Raw genomic sequence first — 11,465 nt, forward strand, 5'->3', positions numbered from 1 at the left:
CGCCCGTCCGTGCGAACCCAGTGTGCGCAACGGGGCGCCCCAGAACCTGCGACCGGAGGAGTGCAGTGGCAGCCAACGACCGGGCGGCAGCTCCCGGAAAGTCCGGCGGGAGTTCCGGCACCGAGGGCCTGATGCGCGCTTCCCTGAGCGCCGTGGCGCCCGGCACGGCCCTGCGCGACGGTCTCGAGCGGATCCTCCGCGGCAACACGGGCGGGCTCATCGTGCTCGGCTCCGACAAGACCGTCGAGACGATGTGCACCGGCGGGTTCGTCCTGGACGTGGAGTTCACCGCGACCCGGCTGCGGGAGCTGTGCAAGCTGGACGGCGCCCTGGTGCTGTCCGCGGACCTGTCGAAGATCCTGCGGGCGGGCGTCCAGCTGGTCCCGGACCCCACGATCCCCACCGAGGAGACGGGCACCCGGCACCGCACGGCGGACCGGGTGAGCAAGCAGGTCGGCTTCCCGGTGGTCTCGGTCTCCCAGTCCATGCGGCTCGTCGCCCTGTACGTCGACGGCCAGCGCCGCGTCCTGGAGGACTCCGCCGCGATCCTCTCCCGCGCCAACCAGGCCCTGGCCACGCTGGAGCGGTACAAGCTCCGCCTGGACGAGGTGGCGGGCACGCTGTCCGCGCTGGAGATCGAGGACCTGGTGACGGTCCGGGACGTCTCCGCGGTCGCACAGCGCCTGGAGATGGTGCGCCGCATCGCCACGGAGATCGCCGAGTACGTGGTGGAGCTGGGCACCGACGGCCGCCTTCTGGCGCTCCAGCTGGACGAGCTGATCGCGGGCGTGGAGCCGGAGCGCGAGCTGGTCGTCCGGGACTACGTGCCCGAGCCCACCGCCAAGCGCCACCGCACCGTCGGGGAGGCACTGGCGGAGCTCGACGCCCTGAGCCACGCCGAGCTGCTGGAGCTGTCCACGGTGGCCCGCGCCCTGGGGTACACGGGCTCCCCCGAGACCCTCGACTCGGCGGTGTCCCCGCGCGGCTTCCGCCTGCTGGCGAAGGTGCCGCGGCTGCCCGGCGCCATCATCGACCGCCTGGTGGAGCACTTCGGCGGCCTCCAGAAGCTGCTGGCCGCCAGCGTCGACGACCTCCAGACCGTGGACGGCGTCGGCGAGGCCCGGGCCCGCAGCGTCCGCGAGGGCCTGTCGCGGCTGGCGGAGTCGTCGATCCTCGAACGCTACGTGTGACGCGGCGCGCACCCGCCCGGAGGGCCGGTGCGCGCCCGCACGGTCCTCCGGACGGCGCGGCCGGCCGCTTCGGGCGGCGGGGTGCGGCTCGTCAGTCCGCCGACAGCACGAACGACGTCTGGAGCTTCGGGAAGCCGGGGATCTGGGCCTCGACCAGGTACGTCCCGGGACCGGCCGATCCGGCGGGCGGTGTCGCGCAGTGCGGCGCGCTCGGCCTGCGGTCCCACACCACCTTGTCGGCGATGCCGCTGCCCGCGGGGACGCGGTAGAGGAGGCTCCCGTCCGGCTTGGGGCAGTCGGCCGAAGACCAGTAGTCGCCGCCCGCGTCGGAGCGGCTGATGGTCACCACCGCGGACTTCGGGCCGAGGTCGACCTTGCAGTCGCCGCCGGCGGAGTTCTCGGCGGTCAGTTCGAACGTGGGCTTCGCGCCGGGACCGTAGGAGTTGTGGACGCTGCGCAGCGTCAACTTGACGGATCTGGAGGTGCAGTTGGGCAGCGTGGTGTCGGCGGGCAGGATGTCGCCCGCGCCGCCGCTGCCCGCGGCGCCGACGTCCGAGCCCCCGGCAGAGCCGCCGGATCCCGCCCCGCTGCCGCCGGAGCCCCCCGCGCCGCTGCCGCCCCCGGAGCCGGTACCGCCCGACCCGGCGTCCGAGCCACCCGACTCGTCCCGCCCGCCCGGGTGTTGGCTGATCGCGGGACCGGAGCCGGTGGGGCCGGGCGTGATGGTCGAGGGAGCGGGGTTCTTGCCGTTGGACCCGCCGCCCTCGTTCCTGCCGCCCCCGCCGCCGGACAGCACCATCCAGGCGATCAGCAGCGCCAGCAGGGCGAGCACGGACAGCATGACAACCCTCCGTCGCCAGTAGATGGAGGAGGGAAGCGGCCCGACCGGATTGCGCAGAGATCCCACGGCGCAAACTGTACGAGAGATCGACACGTTCCCAGGCGCCACCCGCCGCGCCGACCACAACTTTTCCGGATCATCATTTCGGCAACGGCCGCCCCGGCGAAGGCTCTTGCAGTTCACGCACACGATCCCCGCCGGACCGACACGGCCCCGCCGTCCCGACCCACCACACACCGCCCCGCCCGACATCACACGACCGGTACCGCCCACGTGGCAGGATCGGAACCGTCATGACTGCGCCCACACTGCCCCCACACAGCAGCCCCGCCACCCCGGACCCCGCGACCGAGGCCCACCCGGGGACCGGGACCGACACCGACCAGCACGGCTCCGCCCCCGGCGAGAGCCTGCACCCCCAGGTCATCGCCTGGTTCGACGAGCACGCCCGCGACCTTCCCTGGCGGCGCCCCGACGCCGGCGCCTGGGGCGTCATGGTCAGCGAGTTCATGCTGCAGCAGACCCCGGTGAGCCGCGTCCTGCCCGTCTACGAGCAGTGGCTCGCCCGCTGGCCCCGCCCGGCCGACCTCGCCAAGGAGGCACCGGGTGAGGCCGTCCGCGCCTGGGGCCGGCTCGGCTACCCGCGCCGCGCGCTGCGCCTGCACGGCGCCGCCGTCGCCATAACCGAACGGCACGGCGGCGACGTCCCGACCGACCACGCCCAGCTGCTCGCCCTGCCGGGCATCGGCGAGTACACCGCCGCGGCGGTCGCCTCCTTCGCCTACGGCCAGCGGCACGCGGTCCTCGACACCAACGTCCGCCGCGTCCTCGCCCGCGCGGTCACCGGCACCCAGTACCCGCCCAACGCGACCACCGCGGCCGAGCGCCGCCTCGCCCGGGCCCTGCTGCCCGAGGACGAGGGGACCGCGGCACGCTGGGCCGCGGCGTCGATGGAACTCGGCGCGCTGGTGTGCACGGCGAAGAACGAGTCCTGCCACCGCTGCCCGATCGCCGCGCAGTGCGCCTGGCGGCTCGCGGGCAAGCCGGAGCACGAGGGCCCGCCGCGCCGGGGCCAGACCTACGCCGGCACCGACCGGCAGGTCCGCGGCAAGCTGCTCGCCGTCCTGCGGGAGGCGCACGCGCCGGTGCCGCAGGGGGCCCTCGACCGGGTGTGGCACGAGCCCGTGCAGCGGTCCCGCGCGCTCGACGGGCTCGTCTCCGACGGACTGGTCGAGCCGATGCCGGGCGGGCTGTACCGGCTGCCGCTGACCTGACGCCGGACCTGCGCCCGCGGCCGCCGGCCGCGGCGCAGCCGTTGCACAGCCTGGTCGCAGACCGGGGGGCGCACCGGGCGTCCGTGTCGCACGCCCGCGCCCCTCGCGGTCCGATAAACAATCCCAAAAGGGACAAATCTACCGCATATCCCCCTCCGATCCGCCGTCCGTTACACAACCGACGCACAGCCGAGGGCTAGCCGCAGGCTCCCTTGGACAACGCCGTGACAACCCCTCCGTAGCTTCGATTGCGTGCCCGACAGGCACCGGGCGGCTGCCGACCACAGCCCGTCCGCATCGCAGGCGTGAAAACCGACGGCACACACGTCGGAAACGGGGAATCGGAGGCGGTTGGACATGGCGCAGGGCGAGGTGCTCGAGTTCGAGGAGTACGTCCGCACCCGGCAGGACGCGCTGCTGCGCAGCGCACGCCGCCTGGTGCCGGACCCGGTGGACGCGCAGGATCTGCTCCAGACGGCACTCGTACGGACGTACGGCCGCTGGGACGGCATCGCCGACAAGCGGCTCGCGGACGCCTACCTCCGCCGCGTCATGATCAACACGCGGACCGAGTGGTGGCGCGCGCGGAAGCTCGAGGAGGTCCCCACCGAGCAGCTCCCGGACGCCTCCGTCGAGGACTCCACCGAGCAGCACGCCGACCGCGCGCTTCTTATGGACATCATGAAAGTTCTGGCTCCCAAGCAGCGCAGCGTCGTGGTGCTGCGACACTGGGAGCAGATGTCCACGGAGGAGACGGCCGCTGCCCTCGGCATGTCGGCCGGTACGGTCAAGAGCACGCTGCACCGGGCGCTCGCCCGGCTCCGCGAGGAGCTGGAGGCCCGCGATCTGGACGCACGCGCGCTGGAGCGTGAGGAGCAGGAGCGTTGCGCGGCCTGACCGGCGCAGGGCCCGAGAGGGCCCGTGGCAGCATCCAGGCGGTGATCACGGCGTTGGCCGTGCTCGCCGCCCTCGGACTTCTGGTGTCCGCCTGCGCCACCGGCGGCACAGGGGCCCGTGACGAGGGCCCGGCGCACTCCGACCCGGTGGCGGCGCCCGCGACGTCGGCCTCCCCCGGCCCCACCGGCGCGCCCGGCCACGTGGACGCGGTCCGGCTCATCAAGGAGGACCCGGCGGTCTCGCCCGCGGTGAAGCGGGACCTGAAGCCGTGCGCGGCCGACGAGTACCCGGTGGACGTCTCCTGGGGCAAACTCACCGGCAGATCCTCCAACGACCTCGTCGTCAATGTGCTGACCTGCGGCGACGCGGTGGGCGTGGGTGCCTACGTGTATCGCGAGCAGGGCGGTGCGTACCACAATGTCTTCAAGGCCGAGGAGCCCCCGGTCTACGCCGAGATCGACCGCGGCGACCTGGTCGTCACCAAACAGGTCTACGAGAAGGGCGACCCGGTGTCGAACCCGTCCGGCGAGGACGTGATCACGTACAGCTGGACCGGGAGCCACTTCACCGAGCGGTACAGCACGCGCAACGAGTACGGCAACGCCACCGGGGGCGCGTCGGCGAAGCCCGGGAGCTGACGGGGCGGCCCCCCTCGGGGGTTCGGCGGGCACGACTGCGGAAGAATCCGTCAGGAGCCGGCCGGTCGGCTCCCGCGGACCGACTCGCCCGCGAGGGCACCCGCGGATGAACGCACCGCGCCGCGGAGGCGTCCCTGAAGTGGGCGGAGCGTACCGGCCGGCCGCAGCGCGCAGGCCGGCACCACGAAGAGCACACGAGGACTGAGAGCACCGGGATGGCAGAGCAGACCCACGTCCTGTTCGTCGAGGACGACGACGTCATCCGTGAGGCCACGCAGCTCGCCCTGGAGCGGGACGGTTTCGCGGTCACCGCCATGCCCGACGGCCTGTCGGGCCTGGAGGCGTTCCGGTCGAACAGACCGGACATCGCCCTGCTGGACGTCATGGTGCCCGGCCTCGACGGGGTGAGCCTGTGCCGCCGCATCCGCGACGAGTCGTCGGTGCCGGTGATCATGCTGTCGGCGCGCGCGGACTCCATCGACGTCGTCCTCGGCCTGGAGGCCGGCGCCGACGACTACGTGACCAAGCCGTTCGACGGGGCCGTCCTGGTCGCCCGGATCCGGGCGGTGCTGCGCCGCTTCGGCCACGCGGGCACCGGCCACGCGGAGGACGGCGCCGCGGCGGTCGACGGCAGCGTCCTGACCTTCGGCGAGCTGGAGGTCGACACCGAGGGCATGGAGGTCCGCCGCGACGGGCGGCCGGTGGCACTGACGCCGACGGAGATGCGGCTGCTGCTGGAGTTCTCCTCGGCGCCCGGCACCGTCCTGTCCCGGGACAAGCTCCTGGAGCGCGTGTGGGACTACGGCTGGGGCGGCGACACCCGGGTCGTGGACGTCCATGTGCAGCGGCTGCGGACCAAGATCGGCCAGGACCGGATCGAGACGGTCCGCGGCTTCGGCTACAAGTTGAAGGCCTGAGCGGGGCGGCGTCATGCGGGGGACGATGCGGCAACTGGTCCCGGAGCGCCTGGAGCGCACGGGTCTGCACACGGGCCTGCGCTGGAAACTCAGCGCGGCCATCGCCCTGGTGGGCGCGCTGGTGGCGATCGCGCTCAGCCTGGTCGTGCACAACGCGGCGCGGGTGTCGATGCTGGACAACGCGCGCGACCTGGCCGACGAGCGGGTCCAGATCGCCCAGCGCGCCTACGAGTACTCCGGCCGGCTGAACTTCCCCGGCGTCAGGATCGGCGACCCGCTGCTGCCCCCGGTGCTGCGCCAGAAGGCCGAGCAGGGCCGGCGGGCGACCTTCGTGACCGACCACGGCAACGGGCTGCCGGACATCTGGGCCGCCGTCCCGGTCAAGAACGGGCGGGTGCTGTCCCTGCACACCCACTTCACCGACCGCAGCACGGACATCATCAAGGACCTCGACCAGGCCCTGGTGATCGGCTCCATCGCGGTGGTCCTCGGCGGCAGCGCGCTGGGCGTGCTGATAGGGGGTCAGCTCTCGCGCCGACTGCGCAAGGCGGCGGCCGCGGCGAACCAGGTCGCCAAGGGCGAGCCGGACGTGCGGGTGCGGGACGCCATCGGCGGCGTCGTACGGGACGAGACCGACGACCTCGCCCGGGCGGTGGACGCGATGGCGGACGCGCTCCAGCAGCGTCTGGAGGCGGAGCGCCGGGTCACGGCCGACATCGCCCACGAGCTGCGCACCCCGGTGACCGGTCTGCTGACCGCGGCGGAGCTGCTGCCGCCGGGCCGGCCCACGGAACTCGTCCTGGACCGCGCGAAAGCCATGCGCACGCTCGTCGAGGACGTCCTGGAGGTCGCCCGGCTGGACGGCGCCTCGGAGCGGGCCGAACTGCAGGACATCATGCTGGGCGACTTCGTCACCCGGCGGGTCGCGGCCAAGGACCCGGGCGTCCGGGTGCAGGTGGTGCACGAGTCGGAGGTCACGACGGATCCGCGCCGCCTGGAGCGGGTGCTGTTCAACCTGATCGCCAACGCGGCCCGGCACGGCAGGCCGCCGATCGAGGTGACCGTGGAGGGCCGGGTCATCCGGGTGCGGGACCACGGCCCCGGCTTCCCCGAGGACCTCCTCGCCGAGGGGCCCAGCCGCTTCCGCACCGGCAGCCGGGACCGCGCCGGGCACGGGCACGGCCTGGGGCTGACGATCGCCGCCGGACAGGCCCGCGTCCTGGGCGCCCGGCTGACCTTCCGCAACATCCGCCCCCCGGGTGCCCCGGAGCACCTGCCGGCCGAGGGCGCGGTCGCCGTCCTGTGGCTGCCGGAGCACGCCCCCACGAGCACCGGCAGCTACCCGATGCTCCCGTCCTCGGGAAGCTGACCCGGGCCGCCGGCCGGGCGGCGGGGGCGAGCGGGCTCCGGCACGGCGAAGGCCCCCGGGGCGGACGGCGCCGGGGGCCTTCGGTGGCGGGTCGGGTCAGACGGCTTCGGCCAGCCCCTCGCTGGGAGCGGCGTCCGCGGGCTCCTCGGTCCGCGGCGCGGCCGGGCCCGCGCCCTTCAGCGGGACCTCCTTGACGAACACCGCGGTGACCAGCGCGAGCACGCCCACCACGGAGCCCAGCAGGAACGCCGAGTGGGTGCCGGCCGACACCGCGTGCTGGTAGGCCTCACGGGCCGCCGCCGGCAGCTTGGCCAGGCTGGCCGCGTCCAGCTGCGCGGACTGCTCGGTGACCTTGGAGCCCAGGGCGCCGGCCCGCTGGGCCATGACGTCCTGGACCCGGTTGTTGAACAGCGCGCCCATGACGGCCACGCCGAAGGACGAGCCGAGCGTCCGGCAGAGGGTGGTCGTGGACGAGGCGACGCCCATGTCCTTCATCTGCACGCTGTTCTGGGCGACCAGCATGGTGATCTGCATCAGGCAGCCCATGCCCGCGCCGAGGACGGCCATGTAGATGCCGGAGGTGAGGCGGGTGGTCCCGGTGTCCATCAGGGACAGCAGGTACAGGCCGGCGACCATCAGGACGCTGCCGACCACCGGGAAGACCTTGTAGCGGCCGCTGGAGGTGGTGACCCGGCCCGCGATCATCGAGACGACCAGCATCGAGCCGAGCATCGGCAGGAGCAGCAGACCGGAGTTGGTGGCCGAGGCGCCCTGCACCGCCTGCTGGTACAGCGGCAGGAAGAGCACCGCGCCGAACATCACGAAGCCGGTGACGAAGCCGATGAGGGACATCAGGGTGAAGTTGCGGCTGCGGAAGATGTGCAGCGGCACGATCGGCTCGGCCGCCCGGGTCTGCCAGAACAGGAAGCCGACGAGCGCGGCGGTGCCGATCGCGACCAGCTCCATGATCCGCGCGGAGGTCCAGGCGTACTCCGTGCCGCCCCAGGTGGTGACCAGCACGATGGAGCTGATGCCGACGGTCAGCAGGACGACGCCCAGGTAGTCGATGCGGGCCTTCGCGCGCTTCCGCGGCAGGTGCAGCACCGCGCTGACCGCGATGAGCGCGACCACGCCGAGCGGCAGGTTGATGTAGAAGGCCCAGCGCCAGCCCCAGTTGTCGGTGATGGTGCCGCCGACCAGAGGTCCGCCGATCATCGCCAGCGCCATGACGCCGGCCATCATGCCCTGGTACTTGCCGCGCTCCCGGGGCGGGATCAGGTCGCCGATGATCGCCATCACGCCGACCATCAGACCGCCGGCGCCGAGGCCCTGGACGGCGCGGAAGCCGATCAGCTCGCCCATGTTCTGCGCCATGCCGCTGAGCGCGGAGCCGACGAGGAAGATCACGATCGAGGCCAGGAAGGCACCCTTGCGCCCGTACATGTCGCCGAGCTTGCCCCACACCGGGGTGGCCGCGGCGGTCGCGAGGGTGTAGGCGGTGACCACCCACGAGAGGTGCTGCAGGCCGCCGAGGTCGCCGACGATCGTCGGCATCGCGGTGCCCACGATCATGTTGTCGAGCATCGCGAGCATCATCGCGATCATGAGCGCCAGCAGGACGACCCGCACGCTCCTGGCAGGCTTGCCGGTCCGCCCGGCCTCCTGCTCGATCATCTCCACCACCGGTGTGTCCGCCATCGACCCCACTCCCCCACGTACGCTTGCTTACTTGCCGACCGGCAAGCTACTACGGTGTAGAAGGTAGACCGTTAACTAGCCGGGCGTCAAGTAAGTTACAACTGACCTGTCGGCCGGTAAGTTTGGGTACAGGGCAGCGGAGTACGAGGATGGGCGGCACCATGGACGGCACCAAGCAGCAGCGCCGCGGAAACACCCGCCAGCGCATCCAGGACGTGGCCCTCGAACTCTTCGCCGAGCAGGGCTACGAGAAGACATCCCTGCGCGAGATCGCCGAGCACCTGGACGTGACGAAGGCGGCGCTGTACTACCACTTCAAGACGAAGGAAGAGATCCTCGTCAGCGTCTTCGAGGACCTGACGCAGCCGATCGAGGACCTGATCGAGTGGGGCCGTCAGCAGCCGCACACCCTGCGGACCAAGCAGGAGATCGTCCGCCGCTACAGCGACGCGCTCACCGGCGCCGCACCGCTGTTCCGCTTCATGCAGGAGAACCAGGCGACGGTGCGGGAACTGCGCATCGGGGACACCTTCAAGGACCGGATGCGCGGCCTGCGCGAGATCATCATCGATCCCGACGCGAGCCTGACCGACCAGGTCCGCTGCATCAGCGCCCTGTTCACCCTGCACGCCGGCATGTTCGTGATGCAGGACGTGGAGGGCGACGCCGAGGAGAAGCGCAAGGCCGTCCTCGAAGTGGCGATCGACCTGGTGACCCAGGCGGACCGGGGCACTCCGGCCGCATGACACGACACCGCCGCCCCGCCTGGTCGAGGCGGGGCGGCGGGCTGCGGTCGCCGCCCCGGCGGGGCGGCGGTGGCGCCGTCGGTCAGACGGTCACGCCGTGGGTGCGCAGGAAGACGACCGGGTTGATGGCGGAGCCGTAGTTCGGGGTCTTCCGGATCTCGAAGTGCAGGTGCGGGCCGGTGGTGTTGCCGGTGTTGCCGGACCGGGCTATGTGCTGGCCGGTGGCCACGACCTGGCCGATCCTCACGTCGATGCGCGACAGGTGGGCGTACTGGGAGTACGTGCCGTTGCCGTGCTTGATGACGATGGCGTTGCCGTAGGCGGGGCCGTCACCGGCGCCGTTGGGGCCGGCCTTCACGACCGTGCCGCCGTGCGCGGCCATGACGTTGGTGCCGATCGGCACGGCGAAGTCCTGGCCGCTGTGCTTGTGCATCCAGTGGCTGCCGTTCTGGTCGAAGCTGGCGGTGAGCGTGTACTTCTTCACCGGGTCGACCCACGTGGCGGCGGAGGCCTTGGTGACGGCGGCCGGGGCCGAGGTGGTGGCGGCGGACGCGACACCCGCACCGAGGGCGACCGAGGCTCCCAGGCCGGCGGCCATGACGGCGGCGCGGGTACGGAGCTGCTTCGCACGGGCGGAACGGGACGTGGCGCGCTGGAACATCGAAACCTCGTGGGTGTCGGGGACGTGGATGCCACCCGTGACGCACAAGGCGCTCGCCGGGCGGGCCACACCTTGGTAACCCCGCGCCGCGACGCCGCCCAAAACCCCCGACTACGACGGAAACTAGTACGTCAGTCGACATCCATCGCACTTATTGACATCCACGCCATTCCGGACATCGGGCGAAAGCCGCAGCACACCGCCCTGCACCCCCGCATCCTTCCGGGCGGAAAGTCCGGTTATGTCGGACATGGTGCACACTATTCGCCCTAGTAGGGCCTCCGACTCCTGTGCGCCTTGTCACCGCTTCAAGCACCTCCGGCCCCCTTCACTGTGACGGGCTTCATGTGGTCTGCATCTCATGAGAGTTACCGTCAAGTAATCATTCGGTTCCCCTCTCGCCACCCCGGCGCACGAACATGCACACAACAAACCCGTAGCGTTACGGACGCGAGAGGACCCCCCACCCATGACTAGAGGCAGTTGGACGCGCCGCACCGTCATGACCACCGTCGCCACGGTCGCCGTCCCGGCGTTCGCCGTCCCCGTGGGCGCGCAGGCCGCGACGGACTTCCCGGCCGCGCCCCCGGCGGGCAGCGCGGCCGCCGCGGCCGGGAAGGTCGACTACGCCACCTGGCAGAAGGACTGCACGGCGGTGATGGACCAGGCCCTGCCGTACCTGGAGCGGCGCGTGGCCGACGGCAGGCCGGGCGAGAAGCAGGCGATCGTGTTCGACATCGACAACACGACCCTGGAGACCGACTACGGCTTCAGCTACCCCCAGCCGGCGAACAGGCCCGTGCTGAACGTCGCCCGGTACGCCCAGGAGCACGGCGTCTCGCTGTTCTTCGTCACGGCCCGTCCCGGCATCATCAAGGCGCCGACGAAGTTCAACCTGGAGTACGACGGCTACGACGTCGACGGTCTCTACGTCCGCGGCCTCCTTGACCTGTTCAAGAACGTCGCCGACTACAAGACCGCCCAGCGCGCCGACATCGAGTCCCGGGGCTACACGATCATCGCGAACATCGGCAACAGCGCCACCGACCTCTCCGGCGGCCACGCGGAGCGGACCTTCAAGCTGCCGGACTACGACGGCCAGCTCTCCTAGTAGTGCTTCGTTACCTTGGGTGATCTCGCCTGGTGGCGGGCATCTTCCTGGCATGAGGCTGGGGGAGGTGGAACGGCTCCGGGTTGAGTTATCGGAGTTCGTTGCCGATGTGTTCGCTTCGGT

The 11,465-nt window shown here is 71.8% G+C and carries 11 protein-coding genes; 8 read left to right on the forward strand and 3 right to left on the reverse strand.

Annotation, left to right across the window (positions count from 1 at the left end):
• Positions 1-65 precede the first annotated feature (65 nt).
• On the forward strand, positions 66-1,190 hold the full coding sequence (gene disA, locus P3H78_RS31235; RefSeq protein ID WP_276112560.1) for a DNA integrity scanning diadenylate cyclase DisA: 1,125 nt from the start codon (positions 66-68) through the stop codon (positions 1,188-1,190).
• A 91-nt stretch (positions 1,191-1,281) separates the two neighbouring features.
• On the opposite strand, the gene P3H78_RS31240 is transcribed toward disA, so the two are convergent.
• The gene (locus tag P3H78_RS31240; RefSeq protein WP_276112561.1) at positions 1,282-2,097 is read right to left on the reverse strand and encodes a hypothetical protein; all 816 of its coding nucleotides are present in this window, start codon (positions 2,095-2,097) and stop codon (positions 1,282-1,284) included.
• Positions 2,098-2,324: 227 nt separating this feature from the next.
• Between P3H78_RS31240 and P3H78_RS31245 the strand changes: the two genes are divergently transcribed.
• From P3H78_RS31245 to cseC, 5 genes are all read left to right on the forward strand, one after another.
• Entirely contained in the window at positions 2,325-3,305 is a 981-nt protein-coding gene (locus P3H78_RS31245; RefSeq protein WP_276112562.1) for an HhH-GPD family protein, read from the forward strand.
• 357 nt (positions 3,306-3,662) lie between these two features.
• Positions 3,663-4,202 carry a SigE family RNA polymerase sigma factor gene (locus P3H78_RS31250; protein ID WP_276112563.1) on the forward strand — a complete coding sequence of 180 codons (540 nt, stop codon included), beginning with the start codon at positions 3,663-3,665 and terminating at the stop codon, positions 4,200-4,202.
• Positions 4,190-4,840, forward strand: coding sequence for a hypothetical protein (locus tag P3H78_RS31255; protein WP_276112564.1), 651 nt, complete (start codon positions 4,190-4,192; stop codon positions 4,838-4,840). Before P3H78_RS31250 ends, P3H78_RS31255 begins: the two co-directional genes overlap by 13 nt.
• A 215-nt stretch (positions 4,841-5,055) precedes the next feature.
• Positions 5,056-5,757, forward strand: coding sequence for a two-component system response regulator CseB (gene cseB / locus P3H78_RS31260; RefSeq protein WP_276112565.1), 702 nt, complete (start codon positions 5,056-5,058; stop codon positions 5,755-5,757).
• Between the two features lie 13 nt (positions 5,758-5,770).
• Positions 5,771-7,126, forward strand: a complete 1,356-nt coding sequence (gene cseC, locus P3H78_RS31265) for a two-component system sensor histidine kinase CseC (RefSeq protein WP_276112566.1) — start codon at positions 5,771-5,773, stop codon at positions 7,124-7,126.
• 96 nt (positions 7,127-7,222) lie between these two features.
• Here cseC and P3H78_RS31270 read toward each other — a convergent pair whose 3' ends face one another.
• Complete coding sequence (locus P3H78_RS31270; protein ID WP_438828075.1) at positions 7,223-8,824, reverse strand: MDR family MFS transporter; 1,602 nt, start codon at positions 8,822-8,824, stop codon at positions 7,223-7,225.
• 149 nt (positions 8,825-8,973) lie between these two features.
• On the opposite strand from P3H78_RS31270, the gene P3H78_RS31275 reads away from it, so the two are divergent.
• Positions 8,974-9,570, forward strand: a complete 597-nt coding sequence (locus tag P3H78_RS31275) for a TetR/AcrR family transcriptional regulator (protein WP_276112567.1) — start codon at positions 8,974-8,976, stop codon at positions 9,568-9,570.
• An 82-nt stretch (positions 9,571-9,652) separates the two neighbouring features.
• Here the strand turns inward: P3H78_RS31275 and P3H78_RS31280 are convergent, their stop codons facing one another.
• Positions 9,653-10,231 (reverse strand): M23 family metallopeptidase, encoded by a 579-nt coding sequence (locus P3H78_RS31280; RefSeq protein ID WP_276112568.1) that lies wholly within the window; start codon positions 10,229-10,231, stop codon positions 9,653-9,655.
• A gap of 469 nt (positions 10,232-10,700) precedes the next feature.
• On the opposite strand from P3H78_RS31280, the gene P3H78_RS31285 reads away from it, so the two are divergent.
• Positions 10,701-11,342 (forward strand): HAD family acid phosphatase, encoded by a 642-nt coding sequence (locus P3H78_RS31285; protein ID WP_276112569.1) that lies wholly within the window; start codon positions 10,701-10,703, stop codon positions 11,340-11,342.
• Positions 11,343-11,465 lie beyond the last annotated feature (123 nt).

Source organism: Streptomyces tropicalis (genome assembly GCF_029269835.1).
GTDB lineage: Bacteria > Actinomycetota > Actinomycetes > Streptomycetales > Streptomycetaceae > Streptomyces > Streptomyces tropicalis.